Genomic DNA, 25363 nt, shown 5'->3' with positions numbered 1-25363 from the left:
TAGCTGCTCAGGCCGTCGGGGGCACGTAGCCCGCGGCCGCGTCGGCGCCTTCGCCGAAGAAGTGCTTTTCCATCTGCGCCGCCAGATACTTGCGGGCGCGCAGGTCCGCCAGGTTCAGGCGGTTTTCGTTGATCAGCATGGTCTGGTGCTTGAGCCAGCCATCCCAGGCTTCCTTCGACACGGATTCGTAGATCTTCTTGCCGATTTCGCCCGGCACGGGTGGGAAAGCCAGGCCTTCGGCTTCCTTGTTCAGTTTGATGCAATGGACGGTACGGGCCATCTGTGCTGCTCCTAAAGCGTGATTCGAAAACCAGATTATAAGGTCTTCACGAGAACCTGGGATTTGCGCTGCCAGTTATACATGTGCTGGCGGTCCTTGGGCAGGGCGTCCACCGTGGCGGGCACGAAGCCGCGCTTGATGAACCAGTGCGCCGTGCGCGTGGTCAGCACGAAGAGCTTGGTGATGCCGCTGGCGCGGGCCCGGTTCTCCATGTGCTTCAGGATGCGTTCGCCGTCGCCCTGGGCCTGCACTTCCGGGTTGACGGTCAGGCATGCCATTTCGGCCATTTTCTCTTCCGGGAAGGGGTAGAGGGCGGCGCAGCCGAAGATCACGCCGTCGTGCTCGATGACGGAGAAGCGCTCGATTTCGCGCTCGATCAGCTCGCGGCCCCGCTTCACCAGGGTGCCGTCTGCTTCCAATGGCTCGATGAGCTTGATAATCCCGCCGACGTCCTCAATTGTGGCCTGGCGCAGCGATTCCAGGTTCTCGTGCGAGATCATGGTGCCCACGCCGTCGTGGGTGAAGAGCTCCAGCAGGGCCGAGCCGTCCATGGCGAAGGGCACAATGTGCGCCCGCTCCACGCCGTTGTTGCAGGCCTTGACGCAGTGCTTCAGGTAGAAGGCGGTGGCATCGGGCAGGAAGCCCGCCTGCAGCACGGCTTCCGCCTGGTGCGAGGAGAGCTCGCGGATTTCGGCGCCGCCCAGGTCCTTCATCATCTCCGTTTCGGTGATGAAGATCAGTTTGTCCGCATGCAGGGCGATGGCGGCGCTGCAGGCCACATCTTCCATGGTGAGGTTGAAGGCCTCGCCGGTGGGCGAGAAGCCCAGGGGCGAGAGCAGCACCAGGCCGTCCGAACCCAGGATGGAGTGGATGGTCTCGGCATCCACCTTGCGGGTCACGCCGGTGAGTTCCAGGTCGATACCGTCGATAACGCCCAGCGGCTTGGCGGTGATGAAGTTGCCGGAAATAATACGGATGGCCGCATGGGACATGGGCGTATTCGGCAGACCCTGGCTGAAGGCGGCCTCGATGTCCAGGCGCAGTTCGCCCGCGGCCTCCTTGGCGCATTCCATGGCCGCCGGGTCGGTGATGCGGATGCCGTTGTGGAAGCGGCCCTCCACGTTCCGCAGGGCCAGCTGCTCGGCCACCTGGGGACGCGAGCCGTAGACGACGGTCACGTTGATATCCAGCGCGTGCAGCAGGGACAGGTCATGGGCCAGCACCTGCAGCGCGCCGGCGGCGACGAGCTCCCCTGGAAAGGCCACGACAAAGGTCTTGCCGCGGAAGGCGTGGATGTAGGGCGCGACAGAACGCAGCCAGTGGACGAATTCGACAGGGTTTTCCATGCGCCGCATTATAATTCGCTGCGCGGTTTTCGCAGCAAAACTATGTAAAAAACAATGTCAGAAGCACGCAATAAGCCTCAATCTCCCGCTAAAGTCCCGCAATCCGATGCTCAGCAGCGTCACCCGCGACCATCCCGGGGCGCTTCGCCGTCCGCCGGCGGGCCCCGGCGCGCCCGCGAGGAGCGTGCGCCGCTGACGCCGGAGCAGAAGGCCGCGCGCGAGGCCGAACGCGCCGCGCGCGAAGCGGAACGCCTGTTCCGCAACCCGCTGCCGCCCATCACCTTCCCTGAGGACCTGCCGGTGTCCGGCCGGCGCCTGGAGATCGCCGAGGCGCTGACGAAACACCAGGTGGTGATCGTGTCCGGCGAAACCGGCTCGGGCAAGACCACCCAGCTGCCGAAGATCTGCCTGGAGCTGGGGCGGGGCCAGAAGGGCCTGATCGGCCACACCCAGCCGCGCCGTATCGCCGCGTCGTCCACCGCCAAGCGCATTGCGCAGGAGCTGGGATCGCCGCTGGGCGAGCACGTGGGCTACAAGGTGCGCTTCAACGACACCCTGCACAAGGGCGCCTCGGTCAAGCTCATGACGGACGGTATCCTGCTGGCTGAAACCCAGACCGACCCGCTGCTCAAGGCCTACGACACCATCATCATCGACGAGGCCCACGAGCGCAGCCTGAACATCGACTTCCTGCTTGGCTACCTGAAGCAGCTGCTGCCCCGCCGCCCGGACCTGAAGGTGATCATCACTTCGGCCACCATCGACGCCGAGCGCTTCGCGCGCCACTTCGCGCAGGAGGGCAAGCCCGCCGTACCGGTGATCGAGGTCTCCGGTCGCCTGTATGCGGTGGAGATCCGTTACCGGCCCGTGGAGCGCGAACAGATCACACTGCCGGAAGGCTCCAACGCCGCGAAGCCCCAGCTGCGCGCCGCAGCGGCCCTGCGCGAGAAGCGCGACCTCATGGACGCCGTGGTGGATGGCGTGGACGAAGTGTGCCGCATCGGTTCCGGCGACGTGCTGGTCTTCCTGCCCGGCGAGCGCGAGATTCGCGATGCGGCTGAAGCGCTGCGCAAGCACCATCCGCCGCATGTGGAGATCCTGCCCCTGTTCGCCCGCCTCTCAGTGGAGGAGCAGGACCGCGTGTTCCGCACCACGAACGCGCGCCGCATCGTGCTGGCCACGAACGTGGCAGAGACTTCGCTGACGGTTCCCGGCATCCGCTACGTGGTGGATGCGGGCCTGGCGCGCGTGAAGCGCTACAGCTACCGCAACAAGGTGGAGCAGCTGCAGATCGAACCGATTGCGCAATCCGCCGCCAACCAGCGCGCGGGCCGCTGCGGCCGTGTGGCCGACGGCGTCTGCGTCCGCCTCTACGAGGAGCAGGATTTCAACCAGCGCCCGAAATTCACGGATCCGGAGATTCTGCGCTCCTCGCTGGCCTCGGTCATCCTGCGCATGAAGTCCCTGCATCTTACGGACGTGGAGACCTTCCCCTTCATCGAGCCGCCGCTGGCGCGCGCCATTGCGGACGGCTACCAGCTGCTGCAGGAACTGGGCGCTGTCGATGAAGCCAACCAGCTGACGGCACTGGGCCGCAAGCTGGCCAAGCTGCCGCTCGATCCGCGCGTGGGCCGCATGATCCTGGCCGCGCAGGAGAACGCCTGCCTGAGCGAGATGCTGGTGATCGCCTCCGCGCTCTCCGTGCAGGACCCGCGCGACCGCCCCATCGAGCACCAGCAGGCCGCAGACCAGGCGCACAAGAAGTTCGCGGACGAGAAGTCCGAGTTCCTCAGCTACCTGAAGATCTGGCGCTGGTTCGAAGAGGCCATCGAGCACAAGAAAACCAACCGCCAGCTGGCGGACAACTGCCGTTCCAATTTCCTTTCGCAGCTGCGCCTGCGCGAGTGGCGCGACGTGCATTCGCAGCTGCTCACCATTGTGAAGGAGCAGGGCTGGCGCCTGAACGAGGCGCCTGCCACCTACGAGAACCTGCATCTGGCCCTGCTCACCGGCCTGCTGGGGAATATCGGTTTCAAGTCGGACGATGAGCCGGGCGCGGGATACCTCGGCGCGCGCGGCATCCGTTTCCACGTGTGGCCCGGCTCTTCGCTGTCGAAGAAGCCAGGCAAGTGGATCATGGCGGCCGAGCTGGTGGAAACGAACCGCCTGTATGCGCGCTGCGTGGCGCAGATCCAGCCGGAGTGGGTGGAGAAGATTGGCCTGCACCTGCTGAAGAAATCCTGGGGCGAGCCGCGCTGGGAGAAGCGCCCCGCCCAGGTGACGGCGGCGGAGAAGGCCACCCTGTATGGCCTGATCGTGTACAGCCAGCGCCGCATCAACTACGCCCTGCACAACCCGGCGGAAGCGCGCGAGATCTTCATCCGCGACGCGCTGGTGGGCGGCGACTACGACACCCGCGCGGCCTTCTTCGCCCACAACCACAAGCTGGTGAAGGAGATCGAGAACCTCGAACACAAGTCGCGCCGCCAGGACGTGCTGGTGGACGACCAGCTGATCGAGGCCTTCTACGACAAGCAGATTCCGGCCGACGTGGTGAACGGCGCGGGCTTCGAGGCCTGGTACAAGAAGGCATCGCAGGACGATCCCAAGCTGCTGTTCCTGATCCGCGAAGACCTCATGCGCCACGAGGCGGCGGGCGTGACGACCGACCTGTTCCCGAAGAAGATGATGGCGGCGGGGCTGGAGCTGCAACTGAGCTACCACTTCGAGCCGGGCAGCGTGCGCGACGGCGTCACGCTCACCGTGCCGCTGTATGCGCTCAACCAGCTCTCGCGCGAACGCAGCGAATGGCTGGTGCCCGGCATGCTGAAGGAGAAGGTGCACCTGCTGCTCAAATCCCTCCCGCAGAAGCAGCGCCGCCACATGGTGCCGCTGCCGGAATATGCCGCGAAGTTCTGCGACCGCATTCACGACCGCCTGGCCTTCGGGCGCGGTGACCTGATCGATGCCATCATTGCCGATATCCGCGAGCAGATCACCATCAACGTGCTGACCACGGACTTCAAGCCCGAAACGCTGCCCGCCCACCACTTCATGAACTTCAAGGTGGTGGACGAGCATGGCCGCCAGCTGGACATGGGCCGCAATCTCGCCAAGCTGCAGGCGGAATACGGCAGCCAGGCGCGCGAGAGCTTCCAGAAGATGGCCGAGGCCACGCCTGCGCAACTGGCGCAGCTGACGGGAGGTGCTGCGCCGCCGCCCAAGCCTGCGCACGGCGGCATTGCGGCCGATGCGGCGCGCGGCTCCGTCAAGGCAGCGCCTGCGCCCGCGCCGGAAGCTGCCGCCCCGGCAGCCCACAGCAATATCACCAGCTGGAGCTTCGGCGAGCTGCCGGAACTGCTGGAGATCAAGCAGGGCAAGCTGAGTCTTATCGGCTTCCCCGCGCTGGTGGACAAGGGCACACACTGCGACCTGGAAGTGTTCGACGATCCCAACGTGGCCGCGCGCACGCACCGCGTGGGCCTGCGCCGCCTGTTCGCCTTGCAGATGAAGGACCAGATCAAGTTCGTGGAGAAGAGCATTCCGAACCTGCAGCAGATGGGCATGCAGTTCATGTCCATGGGTACGCAGGAGGAGCTGCGCGACCAGATCATCAACAAGGCACTGGATATCGCCTGCCTGCAGGATCCGCTGCCCACCGATGCGGCCTCCTTCGGCAAGCGCAAGGACGAAGGCAAGTCGCGCCTGGTGCTGCTGGTGAACGAGATCGCGCGCCTGGTGGGGCAGGTGCTGGCCGAATTCCACGGCCTGCCCAAGCGCCTGCAGGGCGTGAACCAGCAGGCCGCGCAGGACATGCAGGAGCAGCTGAAAGGCCTGGTGCACAAGCGCTTCATTGCGGACAACGAGTTCTCCCAGCTTTCGCACTTCCCGCGCTACCTGAAGGCGATGAACGTGCGGCTGGAAAAACTGCGCGCCGATTCAACGCGCGATGCGAAGGCCATGGCCGAATGGCACCAGGCGGCGCAGCCTTACCTGCGCGTGGCGCGCGACAAATCGGCGGGCAAGAATACCGATCCGCGCCTGGTGGAATACCGCTGGATGCTGGAGGAATTGCGGGTGTCGCTGTTCGCTCAGGAGCTGCGGACACCGATGCCGGTGTCCGTCAAGCGCCTGTTCAAGGTGTGGGAGTCGATGCAGCGCTAGGAACTCAGATGCGGTCCTTGTCCGGATCGATGCTGGTGTTCTGGTTCGACAGGCCGCCCACCTGGTTCACGTTCTTGCCGTAGGGGTCGGACTGGCTGCTGCCGCCGAGATCGGACTGGCTGCTGCCCGAGCCGATGCCGCTGCTGCTGGTGCTGGCGCCCGTGCTGTAGCTGCCGCCGCTGCCGCTTTGCATGGTGCTGGTGCCGCTGCCCATCACGCTGCCCGTGGAGGTGCGCTGGCCCGGCATGGCCTGCTGCGTGCCGTAGAAGCTGTGGATGGCGCTGCTGAACTGCTGGTCAGCCATGTCGGGCCAGCGGTCCTTGTCGAAGCCTGGCGCGTTCTCCAGCTTCTCCTTGGTGCAGTCGAGGATGAAGCGCTTGTTGACGGTATCGAGCTGCAGCGCCTGCCATGGCACGGCAAAGAGCTTGTCGCCCATGCCCAGAATGCCGCCGAAGGACAGCACGGCATAGGCGATCTGCCCGGTCTGCATGTCCAGCATGATTTCCTTGATATCGCCCAGGTCTTCTTCCTGGCGGTTGTACACATCTTCGCCCATCAGGGTATCGGCGCCCATCAGGCGGGGGCCGGGGCCCTGATTGTCGTTGTCACGATAGATGCCAAACGGGTCTCGGTCTAGGTAGCTCATTTCGGTCTCCTGTGATTCGAAAAACCAATCGAAAAAAATCCACCGCAGTCATGCACGGCGGAGCGAATTTCAGCATAGCGCAGTCCCATTTTTCGCGTCCTTGCAGGGATTCAACAGTGCGAGGTGCTGGACAACACCGCAAGTAAACCTTGCCAAATCGGGCCGCACGGAGTACTGTATATACATACAGTATTTCATCCATTACGAACATGGCCCGCCCTGACCCGATCACGGCGCCGGAGGCCTTGCATCCCTCGCTTTGGCTTGCATCGCAACTGGCGCGTTCCGCTTCCCGCTGCGTGGACACGGGCTATGCCGCCCTGTCCGCCCAGCTGCCGGGCGGCGGCTGGCCGGTGGGGGCGTTGAACGAGCTGCTGCTGCCGCAGGCGGGCGTGGGCGAAATGCGGCTGCTGCAGCCTGCGCTGGTGCGGCAGAAGGGGCCGGTGGTGCTGGTGCAGCCGCCGCAGATTCCGCAGACCCTCGCGCTGTCCGCGCTGGGCCTGCCGCCTTCGCGCCTGATCTGGGTGCGCAGCAATCCGCGCAGCTCGGACGGCCTGTGGGCGGCCGAGCAGATTCTGCGCAGCGGCAGCTGCGGCGCCGTGCTGCTGTGGCACCAGCATGCGCGCGGCGAACACCTGCGCCGGCTGCACCTGGCGGCGCAAAGCGGGGACACGCTGTTCTGCATGCTGCGTCCCATGTCGGAAGCGCGCGAGGCCTCGCCGGCGCCGCTGCGGCTGGCCCTGGAACCGGTGGCGGGCGGCGTGCAGATCGCTTTCCTGAAGCGGCGCGGGCCGCAGCGTGATGAACCGCTGTTTTTACCTTTAACACCTTCTTTGCTGCAACGACGTCATGCGCCTCTGGATCGGCCTGCATCTGCCCCGGCTTCCGCTGGAAGTGTTCTGCCCGTGCTGGTCGGATGATGCCTGCACGGTGGTGCTGGAACAGGAAGGCGTGCTGGCGGCATCCGCCCAGGCGCTGGCGCTGGGCGTAAAGCCGGGCATGCGGCGCAATGGCGCGCTGCTCATGGCGCCCGAAGCGCAGATGATGGAGCGCGACCTCCTGCGCGAGGCCGAGGCCCTGCAGGAGGTGGCGATGGCGCTCCTGCAGTACACGCCGCAGGTGGCGCAGGGCGAGGATGCGACCTTGCTGCTGGATGTGGGCGCCAGCCTGCGCCTGTTCGGCGGCGTGCGTCGCCTGTGCCGCCTGGTACGCCGCACGATGCGCGAACTGGGCTTTACCGCTGTGCTGAGCTGCGCGCCGACGGGGCGCGCGGCCTGGCTGCTCGCGCAGCACCGGGGCGGCCGCTCTTTAACAACGGAATCCATGCTGCGCAGGCTGGCGAGCGTGCCGCCCGCCGTGCTGCCGCCCGCGCGGCCCTATCTGGCCTGGCTGGACGGCATCGGCTGCTTCAGCTTTGCCGACCTGTGCCGCCTGCCCCGGCCCGGCCTGCAAAGGCGCTGCGGCCGCGCCCTGCTGGACGTGCTGGATGCGGCGCGCGGCGAAGCGCCGGAAGTGTACGACTGGATCGAAGCGCCGCCCACTTTCCAGGCCAAGATGGAGCTCTTCGGCCGCATCGAGAACACGGACCTGCTGCTGTCCGGCGCGGGCCGCCTGCTGCAGCAGATGACGGGCTGGCTGTGCGCGCGCCAGCTGGCCGTGGAAGGCATACGCCTGTCGCTGGAACATGAGCGGGGCAGGGTGGCCAAGCCGCCCACGGTGGTGGAGATTGTGCTGGCCGAAGCGGTATGGCGCGACGATCACCTGCTGCGGCTGCTGAAGGAGCGCCTGGGCAAGCTCACCCTGGAGTCGCCCGTTATCGGCCTGCGCCTGGATGCGGCGCAGGTGAAGCCCATGGCGCCGCTCAGCGACTCCCTGTTTCCCGAGCCGGGCGGCAACGCGCAGGACCGCCAGCGCCTGTTCGAAGTGCTGGCCGCCCGCCTCGGCGCGGACCAGGTGCTGCAGCCTGCGCCGAAGGCGGACTACCGCCCCGAGCACGCCAATGCCTGGGTGCCCGTGCAGCAGGCCCTGCGCGCGGCCGAAGTGCAGGCCCAGCTGCCGCCTCAACCCCTGCTGCGGCCCACCTGGCTGCTGCCCAAGCCGGTGCCGCTGCTCATGCGCGACCACCGCCCCTTCTACGGTTCGCCGCTGCGCATGGTGTCCGGCGCCGAGCGCATCGAAGCAGGCTGGTGGAGCGACGCCCAGACGCGCGACTACTTCATCGCGGAAGGGGAGGACATGGTGTTCTACTGGGTCTACCGCGAGCGCCTGAGCGGAGGGGAGGAGGGGCAGCGTTGGTTCCTCCACGGCCTGTTCGGCTGACAGCCTACGCCACCTCCCAAGCCATGCCCCGCTGCACCGCAGGCCGGGAACCCACCAGCGAGAGCCAGCGCTGCCAGTGCGGCTTGTTGTCCAGCTTTTCCCCGAGCACGCCCTTCAGCCGCTCGGCCGCCGCGTGGGACCAGGTATAGCAGGCGATGTCGGCAATGGTGTAGTCCTCGCCCGCCACGTAGCGCGAAGCGGCCAGTTGCCTGTCGAGCACGCCAAGCAGGCGGTCCGCCTCCTTGGCGAAGTGCGCGATGGCGGCGGCATCCTTCTGTTCCGAAAAATACCCCAGCTGTCCCAGCATCGGCCCCAGGCCGCCGATCTGCCAGTGCAGCCACACCAGCGCCTGGTAGCGCGCCGCGCCCTCCGGCGCCAGCAGCTTCCCGCTGCGCTCGGCCAGGTAGCTGAGGATGGCGCCGCTCTCGAACATGGTGAGACCGGCCTCGTCGTCCACCATGGCGGGAATCTTGTTGTTGGGAGAGAGGGCAAGGAACTCGGGCTTGAACTGCTCGTCCTTGTGCAGGTTGACGGGCACGATGCGGTAGGGCCAGCCCAGCTCTTCCAGCATGATGACCGGCTTGCGCCCGTTGGGCGTGGTCCAGGTATGCAGTGTGATCATGTGCAGCCTCCTGGCTGCACTGTAGCGAAGGCGGGGAGGGCCGGGCGCACCGCTGGCGCGCCCGGCGGTGCTGCTTACAGCGCCTGCAGGATGGCTTCCAGGCGGTCCGGCGTGCCTTCGATGCGCTCCAGGCGCGGGTACTTCAGGCCTTCATGGTAGTCGAAGGACACGGTGCGGTACTGGCTGCCCTGCTTGACCAGCAGCTCGATCGGCTTGCTGTCCGTTTTCGCCTTGGTAATGGCATTGCGCAGCAGATCGGCCTTATAAGCCTGGCCGTTCACGGCCAGCACGGTGGCATTGGCCGTCAGGCCGGCCTTGAAGCCCAGGCCTTCCCACACAATGCTTTCCACCTTGCCTTCATTGCTCAGCCAGAAGCCCAGCGAGTACTGGAAGCTGGTGGCCTTCGACATGCCTTCCACCGTCTTCTGGAACTCGGTCGGCTTGTCCGCGTAGACCAGCTTCCAGCCCGCGCGGGCCAGGCCGTCCAGCGGCGCCGGGCCGATGTTCTCGACGCGGGTGCGCAGGAAGGAAGCCCAGTCGTAAGGCTGAATGCCGTTCAGGAAGCTCACCACGTCGTCGAAGCTGTAGTGCTCGGCCGTCACCTTGCCGTCGGCCACGCCGAAGAACTTGCGGGCGAAGTCGTTCAGGGAGCGCTTGTCGCCGGACAGCTCGCGAATCTTCGTATCCACGTCCAGCCAGATCAGCATGCCTTCCGAGTAGTAGTCCTCGCTGCGCTGCCAGTTGCCCCAGACCTGGGGGCGGCGATAGTTGATGATGGGGTCGTTGGTGGTATCCACCAGGGCGCGCCAGCTGCGGCCCGGCACCGTGGAATAGTAGGCTGCCGTCGCGGCGATCAGGTCGCGCACGCTGGCCGTCTTCATCAGGCCCGAACGCGCGGCCAGCACCTGGCCCCAGTACTGGGTCTGGCCTTCGTACACCCACAGCAGGCTGTTTTCCAGCGGGGTGTTGAAGTTCGGTACGTCCTGGCCTTTCGGGCGGCGGAACTTGCCGTTCCAGGAGTGGGTGTATTCGTGCGGCAGCAGCGCACGCACGGGCTCGCTCTTGGCCCAGTCCGTGAAGTAGTTGGTCTTCACGCCGTTCTCGCTGGACTGGTGGTGTTCGCGGCCGATGCCGCCGAACTCCTCGCTCAGGGCGAACAGGAAGTCGTAGTGGGCGTAGTGGTGGGAGTCGAACAGCTTGTAGGCCTGCTTGACCATGGCGCGGTGCGCCTCGATCTGTTCAGGCTTGGCTTCCAGCGCTTCCTCGTTGTCGGCCACGATGTTCAGGTTGACCGGCACCTTCGCGCCCGGATCGAGGTCGATGCGCTTGAAGTAGCGGCCCGCGAACACGGGGGAATCGACGAAGGTTTCCACGTCGGTGGTCTTGAACTGCACTTCGTCGCCGTTGCGGCTCGCCGTTTCCAGCGCCGTGCCGAACTGCCAGCCTGCGGGCAGCTTCATCGTGGTCTGGATCGGAATGCGGCGGGTGTAGTAGCCCGCCGGGTACATGGTCATGGACTGCCACTGGATGCCCAGGATGTCCGGCGTGACGGCGATGCGGCCCTGGCTGCCCGTGATGGGCGAGAGGTGCTGGTATTCCAGCTCCAGGGTCTTCGCGTCGCGCGGCACATCCACGTGGAAGGCGTAGACGTAGAGCGGATCGCGCTTCCAGGCCACGGGCTTGCCGTTGGCCGTCACCTTCAGGCCCGCCAGCTGGTTCAGCGCGCCCGTCGGACCGTGCTGGGCGGTCACCCACTGGGGATAGAGCAAGGTCATCTTGCCCGGCTTGACAGGGATGGTCTGCTGGATGCGGAAGACGTGCTGGGTGGTGTCCGAAGCGTCGATCTTCATCTGGATGGTGCCCGGATAGGGCTGGTCCACCGGCTTGGGAATCGACTGGGCGCTGGCGGAAAAGGCAGTGGCCAGCAGCAGCGGCAGCAGGGCGAAGCGAGGGGCAAAAGGCAGGGTCATTTTCTTCAGTAGGTGAATGGTCCAGCCGGCGAGTGTAGCACGCTGGAAACATCGAATGTTTCAAAAAGTAACAGCAAAATTTTTCAAAAAATACCCCTTGAAATCATTTTGGCCAACCGTATATCGGGATCAGCGGTTGCCCATCCGGGGACCGTTGGACATATCGCTTAACTTGAAAAGGATATCTATCATGCGTACTTTTGACCTCACTCCCCTGTACCGTACCGCCATCGGCTTCGACCGCCTGGCCCAGCTGCTGAACGACGCCCAGCGCGGCGACTCCGCGCCCAGCTACCCGCCGTACAACATCGAACTGGTGTCCGAAGACCAGTACCGCATCGTGATGGCGCTGGCAGGCTTCGAGCGCAACGAAATCGACATCACCACCGAGCGTGATTCCCTGCAGATCGTCGGCCGCAAACAGCGCGACGGCGTGGAACGCACCTATCTGCACCGCGGCATCGCGGCCCGTGATTTCGAGCAGCGCTTCCAGCTGGCCAACCACGTCAAGGTGACCGGCGCGTCCTTCAACAACGGCATGCTGACCATCGAACTGGTGCGTGAAGTGCCCGAAGCCCTGAAGCCGCGCAAGATCGCCATCGACGGCGTGACCAACAACGTGACTGCCCTCGAGCAGCCGCGCGAAGCAGCGTAAGACGGAGCGGGCCCCGGCCCGCTGAACAGCAGTGACCAAAAGGCCGGGGCAACCCGGCCTTTGTACGTTCAGCTTAAGCAAGCCGTAAGGCTGAGATTAAGTGATGCCTAAGCTTGCTGGCCCATATTGAACACATCGACATCATTCAATTCGGGAGTGCAGCAATGCGCAACAACAAACACTTCGGAAGCTTCACCTTCAAACGCATGGTGGCCGCGCTGGCCGCCGTTGGCGTGCTGGGCGCCGGCGCTGCCATCGCCGTCCAGCGCAACATGACCGCTCCGGCCGTGCCCCAGGCTGCGGCCGCCGCGCCCGCCGTACCGGCCAACGCCGCCGCGGGCGCCCCGGCCCCCACCCCGGCGCCCATGATCGCGCTGCCGGACTTCAGCGTGATCGCATCGCGCAACGGCCCCGCCGTGGTCAACATCAGCACCACGGGCCGCGTGCGCACCGCCATGGACGACCGCGACGCCTTCGGCGACGATCCCTTCGCCGAGTTCTTCCGCCGCTTCCAGGGCCCGCAGCGCGGCCGCGAGATTCCCAGCCACGGCGTGGGCTCGGGCTTCATCGTCAGCGCCGACGGCGTCATCCTGACCAATGCCCACGTGGTGCGCGATGCGCGCGAAGTCACCGTCAAACTCACGGACCGCCGCGAGTTCCAGGCCAAGGTGCTGGGCTCGGATCCCAAAACGGACGTGGCCGTTCTCAAAATCGATGCCAAGAACCTGCCAGTGGTGCCGCTGGGGCGTTCGACCGACCTGAAGGTTGGCGAATGGGTGCTGGCGATCGGCTCGCCTTTCGGTCTGGAGAGTACCGTTACGGCGGGGGTCGTCAGCGCCAAGGGCCGTTCCCTGCCCGATGACAGCAATGTGCCCTTCATTCAGACCGACGTGGCCGTCAACCCCGGCAACTCGGGCGGCCCGCTGTTCAACACGCGCGGCGAGGTGGTGGGCATCAATTCGCAGATCTACAGCCAGACGGGCGGCTACCAGGGCCTCTCCTTCGCCATCCCCATCGACCTGGCCAACCGCATCAAGGACCAGATCGTCGCCACCGGCAAGGTGGTGCACGCCCGCCTCGGCGTGACGGTGCAGGAAGTGAACCAGAGCTTTGCCGATTCCTTCAACCTGGAGTCGCCGGAAGGCGCCCTGGTGGCCAACGTGGAGAAGGGCAGCCCGGCCGAACAGGCAGGCCTGAAGCCGGGCGACGTGATCCGCAAGCTCAATGGCCAGAAGATCGTGGCCTCGGGCGACCTGCCTGCCCTGGTGGCGCTGGCCACGCCGGGCGACAAGGTCACCTTGGAAGTCTGGCGCCAGGGCAAACCCGTCACCCTGAGCGGCAAGCTGGGCAATGCCAACGAGCGCCGCTCGCTGGCAGTGATGGACGACGACGAAGGCACGGCCAAGCTGCGCCTGGGCCTGGCCCTGCGCCCCCTCGACCCGCTGGAGCGCCGCCAGGCTGGCCTGCCTTCCGGCCTCGTGATCGAGAACGCGGGCGGCGCCGCCGCCAGCGCCGGCGTGCAGCCGGGCGACGTGCTGCTGTCCGTGAACGGGCGGGCGGTGAATTCGGTGGAGCAGGTGCGTGAAATGGTCGGCAAGTCCAGCAAGTCCGTCGCCCTCCTGATCCAGCGTGGCGATGAACGCATTTTTATTCCGGTACGATTGGGATAAACTGCGGGCCTTGACGAAATAGAAAGGTTGACCATGCGCCTCCTGCTGGTGGAAGACGACACGATGATCGGCGAAGTAGTGCTCGACCTGCTGAGGGCCGAGCACTACGCTGTCGACTGGGTGAAGGACGGCGCCATGGCCGACACGGCCCTGCAGACCCAGACCTACGACCTCGTGCTGCTGGACTTGGGCCTGCCCAAGAAGGACGGCCTGGAAGTGCTGCGCTCCATGCGCGCCCGCAAGGAGCTCACCCCCGTGCTGGTAGCCACGGCGCGCGACGCAGTGGAGCAGCGCATCGCCGGCCTCGACGCGGGCGCGGACGACTACGTGCTCAAGCCTTACGACCTGGACGAACTGCTGGCGCGCATCCGCGCCCTGTTGCGCCGCTCCGCGGGCCGCGCCGAACCCGTGTTCGAGCACAAGGGCGTGAGCATCAATCCGCAGACGCGGGAAGTCATCAACAACGGCCAGCCCGTCAATCTCTCCGCCCGCGAATGGGCCGTGCTGGAAGCGCTCATTGCGCGGCCCGGCATCGTGCTCTCGCGCGCCCAGCTGGAAGAAAAGCTGTACAGCTGGAAGGACGAAGTGAACAGCAACGCCGTCGAAGTCTACATCCATGGCCTGCGCAAGAAATTGGGCAGTGAACTGATCCAGAACGTGCGCGGGCTAGGCTACATGGTGCCCAAGCTATGATGGCGGTCCCCAAGGTCAACGTCTCCCACTCCCTGCGCGGCCGCCTGCTGTGGTTCCTGCTGGCGGCCATCACCATGGCCGCCGTGGCGCAGGCCATGATCGCCTACCGCAGCGCCCTGCACGACGCCGACGAAATCTTCGACTACCACATGCAGCAGGTGGCCCTGTCCCTGCGTTCCAGCGCGCCGCTGGCCAATGCAGGCGGCACGGTGGCCGACCCCGGCAACGACGAAATGGTGGTGCAGGTGTGGACGCCGGACGGCATCCAGGTCTTCCGCTCGCTCTCGCGCGCCGAACTGCCGCAGCGCGCCGTGCTTGGTTTTTCCAATGTGCGAGCAAAAGGCACGACCTACCGCGTGTTCTCCGTCCAAACCAGCAACCAGACCATCCAGATCGCCCAGGACATGGCCGTGCGCAAGCGCATGGCAGGCGCGCTGGCCCTGCGCACGGTCGGCCCTATCGCCCTCATGGCGCCGGTGCTCATGCTGGTGGTGTGGTGGGTGGTGAGCGGCTCGCTGGCGCCGGTATCGCGCGTGCGGCGCCAGGTCGCCACGCGCCAGGCGGACGATCTCTCTCCCGTATCGGAAGCGGACCTGCCGGACGAAGTGAAACCCCTCGTGCAGGAACTGAACCTCCTGTTCGGCCGCGTGCGCAACGCCTTCGACGCGCAGCAGCACTTCGTAGCCGACGCCGCGCACGAACTGCGCTCCCCGCTGGCCGCCTTGAAGCTGCAGGCCTTGAGCCTCGAACGCGCCGAGGATGAACAGGCCCGCTCGGTCGCCGTGCAGCGCCTGACGGCAGGCATCGAACGCGCCACCCGCCTCGTCGAACAGCTGCTCGTGCTGGCGCGCCAGGAGGCCTCCGAAGTGAAGCTGGAACCGGTGCAGCTGACCGATCTCGCCAAGCGCACCCTGGCCGACCTCGCAGGCGCCGCTCAGGCGCGCGAAATCGACCTGGGCCTGCAGCACGCGGACGAAGTCACCGTGCAGGGCAAGGGCGATGCGCTCCTCGTCATGCTGCGCAACCTCCTGGACAACGCCATCAAGTACACCCCGCAGGGCGGCACCGTGGACCTCTCGCTGCACGATACGCCGCAAGGCGTGCAGCTGGTGGTGGAGGACAGCGGCCCGGGCATCTCGCCCGAAGAACGCGAGCGCGTGTTCAGCCGCTTCTACCGCGTGCCCGGCAGCGAAGCGGGCGGCAGCGGCCTTGGACTGGCCATCATCAAGGCCATCGCCGAACGCCACGGCGCCACGCTCACCCTGGACAGCTCCGAACGCCTCGGCGGCCTCAAGGTGCTGGTGCAGTTTCCTGGAGTGAAACCCGGCTAAAATACCGCCATCGACATAGTCAAAGGGCGGGGCATGAAAAAAATCGGCTTCTCGGGCACGCTGGACCCGATCACCAATGGCCACATGTGGGTTATCGGCGAAGCCCGCTCCATCGCGGAAGAAGTCGTCGTCTTCCTCTCCGAGAACTCCACCAAGCAGCCCAAGTTCTCCGCCGAAGAACGGCGCGCCATCGTGCTCGAAAGCTGCGCCGAGCGTGGCTGGCACAATGTGCAGGTGCAGGTCGTGAAAAGCGACTACACGGCGCGCGTCGCCCGCCGCCACGGCATCGACTACCTCATTCGCGGCATCCGCACCACCGCCGATTTCGACTACGAAAACCTGATCCAGCAAACGAACGTCGAAGTGATCGGCGGCGCTAAGACCCTGTTCGTGATGCCCCCGCGCGACCTCGGCTCCGTGAGCTCCAGCTTCGTCAAGGCGCTCGAAGGACCGGTGGGCTGGAACTGGACGATGAAGAAATTCGTGCCGGGCCCGGCCTACCGCGCCTGGGTCATGAGCTGGCTGCGCAAGGAATGGGACGCATTGTGGCGGCCTGCCGATGCAGCGGCGCAGGCCAACGTCAACCACTGGTTCGAGCTGCTGACGGGGGAGGGCGCCTACGGCGGAGCCGCGCGCGCCTATCACAACCTCGACCACCTCGTGCACGGCCTGGCCGAAATCCGCGCCTGGGCCGCCAACACGAAGGCAGCGAAGCGCGACGCCGACATAGTGCGCGCCGCCTTCTGGTTCCACGACGCCCAGTACGATCCGGCTGCGGCCAAGGAAGGCCTGAGCAACGAAGAAGCCAGCGCGCGCCTGTGGCTCTCCAGCGGCCTCGAAAGCGACGCAGGCCGTGCCGACGAAGTGGCCCAGCTGATCCGCGTCACCGACCACTTCCAGGGCAGCAGCATCACCCATCCGCTGAAGGACGCCATGCTGGGCGTGGACCTCGCCATTCTCGGCCAGGACCAGGAAGTATATGGAGCATATGCCCGCGGCATCCGCGCCGAGTACGCCCACATCGTCGGCGACGACTACCGCCACCAGCGCGGCCAGGTCCTCCAGCATCTCAGCGCCAAAGCCGCCTCCGGCAAACTCTTCGCCGACGCCTACTTCGCCGACCAGTACAACACTCTCGCGCTTTCCAACATGGCCGACGAGCTCGCGTCCCTCGCCTGATCCGTCGCTGGACGAGCCCGCCCATTGATCACGAATCTCCAGTGCCGTTGATTTTCGGCAAGTTTTAGGTCCCATACGGCAACATCAACCTGATATATAGCAGACCTCAGGCGCCCACACCCCTTTAGCATCACTGAGACTCGGTAGAGCGACTATTCTCGTGAGAAGGGGAGCCATCATGCGGAATTTCCAAGAGCACGCCGACGCCACATCGATGCGCCGTGCAGTTCGTGTCTTGGTGCTGTTGCTATCCTCATGGTCTTGGCAGTGCTTGGCACAAGACAGCGGTCAAGGCTGGATGTATTCCAGGTCGTTTGTTCTGGACGATGTCGGGTATGCCTCGACACCTGATGAAGCGTGTCGGCGCAACCTTCGCATTTTGAAGGATGAATTTTTGTTCGCTGAACCAGCAGCTCATGTCAGTGCTGCTTGGAGCACAATGATGTACGATTGCTGGTATCGGCATGACTTAGGAGGTGGTAAGTACAAACTGGGCACTAGGCTTGTTTGTTCACGAGGCCTGGGCCGGGCATGGCCGGGGGTCTGTAGCCGCCCCCTCCGCCGCCAACCAAAACCCCCAGCAGCTTGCCTATCAAGCGAACCCACTAGCACAGTAGGTAATCCAGTCGCGGTTACTTCAGGAAGCAAGGTGGAAGACGTCACAGATTTTGAGTGGGGCCCTTCATCCCTGCATCGCGTAGTTCGCTTCTATCGATCCATGCGCGAAGCAATGCCCGGCTTGTCGCGAGGCCAGATCTGGTCTTTTTCTTTCGACCGTAGCTTCGACGTGACAGGCACCACCCCTTACGAGGTCACGATCACCAACAGCGACGGAAGTCTCGACAGGTATTCGAGAACTCGCGAGGGATTTCGATCACAGACTTCGACCGGCGTATTGAAGCCGCTGGATGCTGGCTTTTACAGGTGGGCTCATCTACAGCCGACTGGACTGTTAGACATCTACGAGAGAGCCGGCAATGGTTATCGGTTGGCGAGCACGCACACCGCTGCAGGACTCCGGATCAACTATGTCTATGACGAGGGAGACAGGTTGACTCGGATTGTTGATGGATTTGGCCGGGCCGTTGATCTCATATGGACGACAGAGGGGACCCTTGCCGAGATCAGCAATGCGGAAGGTGCTTCCGTTTATGAGCATGAAACCGTAGGTGCCGGGATTGCGGGCGTGTACAGGGTTCGCAGCCAATCCAGACGGAATCTGAGAAACGAGGAACTGAAAAGCACGCGCTACCACTATGTCGATGGGGACACGTGGCAGAGCCACTTCCTTATCGACAGCATCGAACATGAGCCGGGAGTAAAATTCGCTCAGTTCACCTACGACAACGAAGGCCGGGTTCTGGTGTCAGAGCACGCTGGGAGTGCCTACCGCTACACTTTTTCCTACCCGGACAGTTCCAGCACCATCGTCACCGATCCGCTGGGAGCCATTCGTCGATACGCGTACGCGGAAATCAACCAGTACAGCCGCATTACGGAGATCAACCAACCCGGGGGATCGGGTTGTGGCCCGGCGGCGCGCAAATTCGACTACGATCCCAACGGGGCGTTATCCAGTCTGGTCAAGTTCAATGGGCAGAAGATCTGTTTCGTCAGCCATGCCATCCGCGCCTTGGAGATCAGCCGTATTGAAGGGCTGGCCTCTGCCAGCAGTTGTCCGGTCAGCGCCTCCTTGGCGTTAGGCCAACGCAAGATATCGACGAACTGGCATCCGGTATGGGATCTGAAAACGGGCATCGCCGAACCTCTCAGGATCACAAACTTCATCTATAACGGCCAGCCAGACCGGGACGGAAAAACTCTTCAATGCGCCGATAGCGGTACGCTGCCGGACGGGACACCGGTAGCGGTGATTTGCAAGCGCATCGAACAGGCAACTCTTGACAGTACTGGTAACAACGGCTTTGCCGCCGTCCGGAGCGGTCCACCACGCGTGACGACGTACACATATAACGCCGTAGGCCAAATGTTGTCCAGCACGGCGGCAGATGGCAGCACGAGCCGCTATGAGTACTACGTAGAATCGTCTCCGTCACATACGATGGGCGACTTGTGGAAAGTCATCGATCCCAAAGGCCACGTCACCGAGTATCTGGAGTACACACCGTCGGGCCTTGCGACAAAGATCCGTACACCCCAAGGTACACTGACAGAGCGTAGCTATGATGCTTTGCGGCGCATCACCAGCCAAGTCATCGTGTCGGGGACACCGGAAGCGGAAACGACCACTTTCAGCTATAACGCGGTAGGATTGTTGGGTAGGGTCGACCTACCGGATTCATCATATCTTCAATACAGCTATGATGCAGCGGAACGTTTGACCGCCATTTCAGACAAGGCCGGCAACACCATTCAGTACACCCTGGACGGCATGGGCAATCGCGTCCGCGAGGAAGTGCGCGACGCATCAGGAGCACTGAAGCTGGAGGTGACGCGCGTGTATGACGTCCTCAATCGCCTTCAGGACAGCACGGAGAAAGCCAAATGAAAACTCCGTCCATTACATTGGGATTGTTGCTGGCCGCCTCCCTAGCTTCTTCACCAAAAGCGCAGAATATGACGCGCCATGAGTACGATGCCGAAGGTAATCTGACGCGAACTGTCAATCCGTTGGGGCACGCCACGCAACAACAGTTCGATACGCTGGAAAGGGTGACTAAACAGACCCTTCCCGCACCCATCGACGGTCCTTCAGCGCCGACGATCTCCTACGCCTACGATTCCCAGGACCAACTGACCGGTGTCACCGATCCAAGGAATTTGACAACGAACTATACGGTCAATGGCTTAGGCGACCGCTCGCTGACGAAGAGCCCCGATACAGGTTCCACTAGCTACGCCGTGAACGCCGTCGGCGACGTAGTGCAGACGAAAGACGCGCGGGGGCAGGTCACCAATTTCAGCTATGACGCGCTGCATAGGCTAACTAGGGTGAGCTACGCGGGTAGTGTTGGAGCCACGTTCGAGTACGACACAGGATCGCCCGGCGCAGTGGGAAAACTCAGCAGAATGACGGATGACTCGGGACAAACGCGCTACCAGTACGATGACCGGGGACGACTCCTCAGCAAGGAACAAACCATCGGCACACGAACGTTTGTCGTGAGTTATGAATACGGAAGAAGCGGTGGTGCTTTGGGAAAGGTGACTGCGATGCGCTATCCAAGCGGGAATACTGTTCGCTACACGTACAACAATACAGGCCAATTGGCGGAAATGACGCTGGTGACTGTGGACAGAGCGACCGTGCCGCTGCTGCAGGATATCCGCCATCAACCTTTCGGCCCCGTGAGCTCATGGACTTGGGGCAGTACGGCATTGGGCGCAGCGCGCCACTACAGCCGGGAATACGATCTGGATGGCAGAATCGTTGGTTACGACCTAGGCAACGGTGTATTCCGTAAATTGGAGTATGACGCCGCAGGAAGGATAATCCGCACACTGCATGAAAATCGCCTGCAAGGCAAGCTGCTGCCAGAGCTCGACCAGTCATACGTCTACGATAACCTTGACCGGCTAACTTACTTCTCCGGCGCAAACACCTCCCAAGGCTACAGTTACGACGACAATGGCAACCGCGTGAGTTCGACGTTTGGCGTCCATACATACATCAACACCTACGACAACGCCAGCAATCACTTGATGGCGATGAGCGGCCCGCCATCTGCACGAGCGCTTAGTTACGACGCCTTGGGCAATCTAGTTAGCGATGGCAACATCAAGTTCGCCTACAACGCCCTTGGTCGCATGCAGTCGGCGACAAGCAGCGTTAGCAAAGTCACCTATTTCTACAATGGAATGGGAGAACGTGTACTTAAAAAGGCGACCGAAACGCGCGTGGAAGGAGGTAAGATTCATTTTTTATATGACCCAACGGGGGCCTCCCTGCTTGGTGAGTACGACACCTCCGGCCAATCTGTTCAGGAAACGATCTATCTCGGCCCGATGCCCGTTGCGGTCCTGAAGCCAGGAGTAACTAGTAGGTCCCAACCTGGCATCTATTACGTCTATGCGGACCACATCGAGACACCAAGAGTGATCGTTGACTCGCTGCGAAATACGGTGGTATGGCGCTGGGATAATTCCGATCCGTATGGACTCGATGCAGCGGTTGGGACATCAACGGACCGCGGAACTTTTATCTACAACCCTCGCTTCCCGGGGCAATACTACGACCGAGAAACCGGGCTCCACTATAACGGCCAGCGGGACTACGATGCGCAATCGGGACGGTATATCCAGTCTGACCCGATCGGCCTTGCTGCTGGGCCGAATAGTTATGCCTACGTATCAGGCAATCCGCTGTTATACACTGATCCCTTTGGATTGATTAGTGCTGCGGACCTGCCCACTATTCCCCGGCCGACAGTTGACTTCCTGACTGGCATTGCAGACGCTGCGTCCTTGGGATTGGGTCCCGTGGCCCGGCAAGCCCTTGGTGTAGATGGCGGCGTGAATAGATGTTCGACCGCCTATGCGGTGGGGGAGTGGGCATCACTCGGTTTCGGTATGGGGCGTATGCTATATGCCGGCATTGCCAAGGCAGGTGCCGCACTAGCCACGAACGGTTCAGAGGCCATGGTTTTCCGAAATGGATTGAAGAGAGTTATGAGGGGGCCGTTGGCAGGCTCAAATTATAGGATCAAGAACTATGGAGATCTAATGAACGAATACGGGTCTGATGCGGCTATCAAAGTCGCAGCCGGGCGAACCAACACTCCCATCAATGCTGTCGGGGCGGATCTCGCTTTTGGCGGGCCAGCTAACGCAATGAGTTGCGGGTGCCGGTGATGCGAAAATTCCTTCACATCATAATTTGGGCGGCCATATCGCTTTCGGCCGGAGCAGTGGGAAGCTACTTCTTTAGGCTGGATTTTTTGTGGGCATCCGTCATAGCCGGCATGGCATTGATTGTGAATGGAATGATTGCCGAGTGGGAAGATCGTGATAAGAAATAAATGACGGAAGCGTCGATTCAAACTGGCGGTCACCTGACTTAAGCAGATACCCAACAGATGTCGCCCTACACGCCACCGCTGGACGAACGAACATAGGCACAAATGCGTACGGCGCAGGTGTTGCTATAACTGGTACGGTAGTCGCAACCTGTGGCTGCCCAATGTATCGTACTCCCCATCCTCATGTCTGAATTATGCACATACCTGGACAGGAAGTTGAAGAAGAAAACAATGATGGTAGGTAGGCGGTTCCAAAGGGGGCTTGTGGTCGCTGGAGCGGTGTCGCTCGCGCTTGTTTTCCTGCCACCTCTTTTGGTATCAGAGCTTGAAGCCTGGGACGAGGCAGAGCGCCTATTGCCACGCGACGAACGGTTGGAAAGACTGTGTGGTGCCGACGCACACATCCAACTGAGCAGATGGCTCTATACCTACAAGTTCGTCGGCGGGGAAGCACTCGCGAAATTTAAGGGCTGGGCATGGAGTACATCTTGCCGTATCCAGTTCGAAATAGAAATGCGGCGGCAGCAGCTTAGGTGGTCGATAATCGCCTTTAGATACCAAAGTATGTGAGCTCCATCCCCTAAGCACAGTGTGTGGACGACCCCCAACGCAGATATTAGCGGAAGGAGCTTTTCGGCAGACCGGGAGCAGTGATGAGGCGCTCTCAGTCATTGTGCGATAGGAGCGATCGTGAAAACTGCAAAAGAAGTCTTCCTCTATTTTCTTAAGGCGTTTATTTTTGTGGCGACGTTCTGGTTGTCCTGGATCTTCATTTTTAGACCCCTCTCGGTTTCACACACGCACGTTTCAGTGTTCGCAGATGCTCAGGAAAGGCAGCAGGCCAAAACGTACTCTCAGCAGCTTCAAAGGGCGGATGAGCAGTTGGCGGCGGTGGAGGCGCAACAGAAACGGATGGATGCGTTGCTGACGCAGCATGAACAGCATACGAAACGATATGAATCAGTGCTTCAAAAATGGGAGCAGCAGACAGGTATTCGCAAATAAGACAGAAAAACGCCCCGCACAGTGCTGTGCGAGGCGCAAGGTACTACGGGGTAATTCAGCTTAGAACTTAACGTACAGGCGGGCGAAGTAGGAAGCGCCGTTCAGGCCGAACTGCACGCTGTCGTACTTGAAGCCGTTGTCCGTTTCGTCCGGGTTCTGGCTGGTCGGCTTGACGTTGAAGATGTTGTTGCCGCCCATGGTGAACTTCATGTTCTTGTTGATGGTGTAGGTGAAGCTCAGGTCCGCCGAGGTCTTCGCTTCGTACTTCGCGTTTGGCACGCCGCCCGCTGTGCCGCTGAAGGTGCCCAGCGTTTGCGGTCCGAAGTGGATGATCTTGAAATCCGTTTCCACCGGGCCGGTCACGTAGTCGAAGCCCAGCGTGGCCTTGCGGCGCGGGCCGCCTTGTTCGATGAACAGGCGCTCACGCTCGGACAGCAGCACGTCCTCGAAGCCTGCCAGCGAGGCCGGGGCGTGGATGTCGGTCACGTCGGTCTTGCTGAAGTTCATGGCCAGGAAAGTGGTGAGCTTGTTGCCTGCCAGGGTGCCGCGGTGCGATGCGGTCAGGTCCAGGCCTTGCGTCTTGGTGTCCACCGAGTTCACGAAGAACTGCGCCTGGCCTACGCCCAGCGTGGACAGCTTGGCTGCCAGCTCGGGGTAGTTGTCCGCATCGAAGCGGCCGGACAGCACGATGCGGTCCTTGATCTTGATGTGGTACAGGTCGGCCGTCACGGAGATGGCGTCGCTCGGCGTCCAGGTGGCGCCCAGGGTGAAGCTGCGCGAGGTCTCTTCCTTCAGCTTCGGAATGCCCGCCAGGGTGGCCACGGCGCCGCCGTTCGGGGCCAGCACCACGTCGGTGGGCACGCCGCCGATGAAGTCGGTGAAAGTGGAGGAGAAGTAGGCCTGCTGCAGCGAGGGCGCGCGGAAGCCCGTGCTGGCGGAGCCGCGCAGCAGGGTTTCAGGGGCCACGCGGTAGCTGCCCGCCAGTTTCCAGTTGAGGGTGGAGCCGAAGTCGCTGAACTTCTCGTAGCGCAGCGCGCCTTGCAGCTTGGTCTTGGCGTTCAGGTCCGATTCCAGGTCCAGGTAGGCGGCGCTGCTGTGGCGGCGAGCGTTGGTGATGTCGCCTGGCTGGAAGCCGGGGAAGCCCTGGCTGCCGGCGTTGCCGCCAAAGCCCACGCCGTCGGCGTCGATGTAGGAGCCCGGTTCGCCCGCGAAGATCTTGTATTTCTCGACGCGGTATTCGCCGCCGAATGCCACGTTCAGGCCGTCACCCGTGACGCCGTTGAAGTAGCGGTTGAAGTCGAGGTTGGTGGTCCACTGCTCGAAGGAGAAGCCGCCCGCGTCGAAGTGGTTGGGGCTGATGCCCTTGCCGCCGCCCACCAGATCCTTGTTGGCGATGGAGGCGTTCAGCGTATTGCTGATGTTGTACATCAGCTTGTTGTAGCCGTAGGTCTGGGAGATGTCGGTATTCCATTCGCCCAGCTGGCTGCGGTGGCCCACGGTGGCGTAGCGGTCGTCCAGGTCGCCGTTGATGAAGGGGACGAAGCCGTCCGGGTACATCGCGGCCGAGTTGCGGCTCGGGATGTCGTCGGAACCCACGCCGCCGCGTGCAAAGGCGGCACTGGAGGCGTCGCGCGTCTGGGCGCCGCCGGTGAAGTAGAAGCGGCCCGTCGCGGTCGGGATCTCGCCGTTCACGTAGACGGTCTTGTTCTTGGTCTTGGTGTCGCCGATGATGCGGGGATTGTCCGGCTCGGAGCGGTCGGAGCGGCCGCGGTCCAGGTATTCGCCCGTGATGCCCACGGTGCCGCCTGCCATGGCGAAGCCGCAGTAGGCGGAGGCCAGGTAGTTCTTGCCGTCGCCGGCCGAGTACTGGCCGTAGCCTGCCACCGCTTCGCAGCCCACGTTCTTCTTCAGGCCGATATCCATGACGCCGGCAATGGCGTCCGAACCATACTGGGCGGCGGCGCCGTCGCGCAGCACCTGCACGTCCTTGATGGCCATGAGCGGGATGGCGTTCAGGTCGGTGCCGGTGTTGCCGCGGTTGCGGGCGCCGAACAGGTTCACCAGGGCCGAGGTGTGGCGGCGCTTGCCGTTTACGAGCACCAGGGTCTGGTCCGAGCCCAGGCCGCGCAGGGCAGCCGAATCCACCAGGTCGGCGCCGTCTGCGCCCGTCTGGCGGGTGGAATTGAAGGAGGGGGACACGAAGGTCAAAGTCTGCGACAGGTCGAACTGGCCGCCCTGCTCGGAAGCGCGGGTCAGCGGAATAATGTCGACCGGCACCACGGTGTCGGTGGTGGAGGTGGCGGCCACGGCGCGGCGCGAACCCACCACATTCACGGTCTGGATATCGCTCTTGGCCCCAGGGGCAGCGGTTTGCGCGAGGGCGGCGGGGGCCAGCGAGAGGGCGGTGCCGCCATACAGGGCCAGCAATACAGCTTTACGAAGCGTGGAGTTTGAAAACACGTTGGCATCTCCCATGGAAAAATTTGATTCTATGCGAACCGGTC

At 63.2% G+C, this 25363-nt stretch carries 17 protein-coding genes; 11 read left to right on the top strand and 6 right to left on the bottom strand.

The window, feature by feature from the left end; all coding sequences use genetic code 11:
* Nucleotides 1-7: 7 nt before the first annotated feature.
* Complete coding sequence (locus LSQ66_RS15295) at nucleotides 8-280, bottom strand: oxidative damage protection protein (RefSeq protein WP_231766061.1); 273 nt, start codon at nucleotides 278-280, stop codon at nucleotides 8-10.
* Nucleotides 281-315: 35 nt separating this feature from the next.
* Nucleotides 316-1626 carry an amino-acid N-acetyltransferase gene (gene argA / locus LSQ66_RS15290; protein WP_231766060.1) on the bottom strand — a complete coding sequence of 437 codons (1311 nt, stop codon included), beginning with the start codon at nucleotides 1624-1626 and terminating at the stop codon, nucleotides 316-318.
* A gap of 54 nt (nucleotides 1627-1680) precedes the next feature.
* Between argA and hrpA the strand changes: the two genes are divergently transcribed.
* Complete coding sequence (gene hrpA, locus LSQ66_RS15285; protein WP_231766059.1) at nucleotides 1681-5790, top strand: ATP-dependent RNA helicase HrpA; 4110 nt, start codon at nucleotides 1681-1683, stop codon at nucleotides 5788-5790.
* Nucleotides 5791-5794: 4 nt separating this feature from the next.
* Here the strand turns inward: hrpA and LSQ66_RS15280 are convergent, their stop codons facing one another.
* Nucleotides 5795-6436, bottom strand: a complete 642-nt coding sequence (locus LSQ66_RS15280; RefSeq protein WP_231766058.1) for a PRC-barrel domain-containing protein — start codon at nucleotides 6434-6436, stop codon at nucleotides 5795-5797.
* 209 nt (nucleotides 6437-6645) lie between these two features.
* On the opposite strand from LSQ66_RS15280, the gene imuA reads away from it, so the two are divergent.
* Nucleotides 6646-7356 carry a translesion DNA synthesis-associated protein ImuA gene (gene imuA, locus LSQ66_RS15275; RefSeq protein ID WP_231766057.1) on the top strand — a complete coding sequence of 237 codons (711 nt, stop codon included), beginning with the start codon at nucleotides 6646-6648 and terminating at the stop codon, nucleotides 7354-7356.
* Nucleotides 7286-8755, top strand: a complete 1470-nt coding sequence (locus LSQ66_RS15270) for a Y-family DNA polymerase (RefSeq protein WP_231766056.1) — start codon at nucleotides 7286-7288, stop codon at nucleotides 8753-8755. Before imuA ends, LSQ66_RS15270 begins: the two co-directional genes overlap by 71 nt.
* Nucleotides 8756-8759: 4 nt before the next feature.
* On the opposite strand, the gene LSQ66_RS15265 is transcribed toward LSQ66_RS15270, so the two are convergent.
* Both LSQ66_RS15265 and LSQ66_RS15260 read right to left on the bottom strand, forming a co-directional pair.
* Nucleotides 8760-9377, bottom strand: coding sequence for a glutathione S-transferase family protein (locus LSQ66_RS15265; protein WP_231766055.1), 618 nt, complete (start codon nucleotides 9375-9377; stop codon nucleotides 8760-8762).
* Between the two features lie 74 nt (nucleotides 9378-9451).
* Nucleotides 9452-11347 (bottom strand): M61 family metallopeptidase, encoded by a 1896-nt coding sequence (locus LSQ66_RS15260; RefSeq protein WP_231766054.1) that lies wholly within the window; start codon nucleotides 11345-11347, stop codon nucleotides 9452-9454.
* Nucleotides 11348-11537: 190 nt separating this feature from the next.
* Here LSQ66_RS15260 and LSQ66_RS15255 point away from each other — a divergent pair, with 190 nt between their 5' ends.
* The 8 genes from LSQ66_RS15255 (at nucleotide 11538) to LSQ66_RS15220 (ending at nucleotide 22859) form a co-directional block, all read left to right on the top strand.
* Nucleotides 11538-12002, top strand: a complete 465-nt coding sequence (locus tag LSQ66_RS15255; protein WP_231766053.1) for an Hsp20 family protein — start codon at nucleotides 11538-11540, stop codon at nucleotides 12000-12002.
* Nucleotides 12003-12166: 164 nt separating this feature from the next.
* Entirely contained in the window at nucleotides 12167-13672 is a 1506-nt protein-coding gene (locus LSQ66_RS15250) for a DegQ family serine endoprotease (RefSeq protein ID WP_231766052.1), read from the top strand.
* A 33-nt stretch (nucleotides 13673-13705) separates the two neighbouring features.
* Nucleotides 13706-14365, top strand: coding sequence for a response regulator (locus LSQ66_RS15245; protein WP_231766051.1), 660 nt, complete (start codon nucleotides 13706-13708; stop codon nucleotides 14363-14365).
* Nucleotides 14362-15696, top strand: a complete 1335-nt coding sequence (locus LSQ66_RS15240; protein WP_231766050.1) for an ATP-binding protein — start codon at nucleotides 14362-14364, stop codon at nucleotides 15694-15696. The genes LSQ66_RS15245 and LSQ66_RS15240 overlap by 4 nt, the downstream gene beginning before the upstream one ends.
* 33 nt (nucleotides 15697-15729) lie before the next feature.
* Nucleotides 15730-16875 carry a pantetheine-phosphate adenylyltransferase gene (gene coaD, locus LSQ66_RS15235; protein ID WP_231766049.1) on the top strand — a complete coding sequence of 382 codons (1146 nt, stop codon included), beginning with the start codon at nucleotides 15730-15732 and terminating at the stop codon, nucleotides 16873-16875.
* 178 nt (nucleotides 16876-17053) lie between these two features.
* Entirely contained in the window at nucleotides 17054-19384 is a 2331-nt protein-coding gene (locus LSQ66_RS15230) for a DUF6531 domain-containing protein (RefSeq protein WP_307730216.1), read from the top strand.
* Nucleotides 19381-21687, top strand: coding sequence for an RHS repeat-associated core domain-containing protein (locus tag LSQ66_RS15225; RefSeq protein WP_231766047.1), 2307 nt, complete (start codon nucleotides 19381-19383; stop codon nucleotides 21685-21687). The genes LSQ66_RS15230 and LSQ66_RS15225 overlap by 4 nt, the downstream gene beginning before the upstream one ends.
* A gap of 857 nt (nucleotides 21688-22544) precedes the next feature.
* Nucleotides 22545-22859 (top strand): hypothetical protein, encoded by a 315-nt coding sequence (locus LSQ66_RS15220; RefSeq protein ID WP_231766046.1) that lies wholly within the window; start codon nucleotides 22545-22547, stop codon nucleotides 22857-22859.
* 60 nt (nucleotides 22860-22919) lie between these two features.
* Here LSQ66_RS15220 and LSQ66_RS15215 read toward each other — a convergent pair whose 3' ends face one another.
* On the bottom strand, nucleotides 22920-25334 hold the full coding sequence (locus LSQ66_RS15215) for a TonB-dependent receptor plug domain-containing protein (RefSeq protein ID WP_231766045.1): 2415 nt from the start codon (nucleotides 25332-25334) through the stop codon (nucleotides 22920-22922).
* Between the last annotated feature and the right edge of the window lie 29 nt (nucleotides 25335-25363).

It is taken from the genome of Massilia endophytica, from assembly GCF_021165955.1.
Taxonomy (GTDB): Bacteria; Pseudomonadota; Gammaproteobacteria; order Burkholderiales; family Burkholderiaceae_D; genus Rugamonas; species Rugamonas endophytica.
Note: the sequence above shows the minus strand (reverse complement) of the source record. Positions and strands in the feature narration are given on the sequence as shown.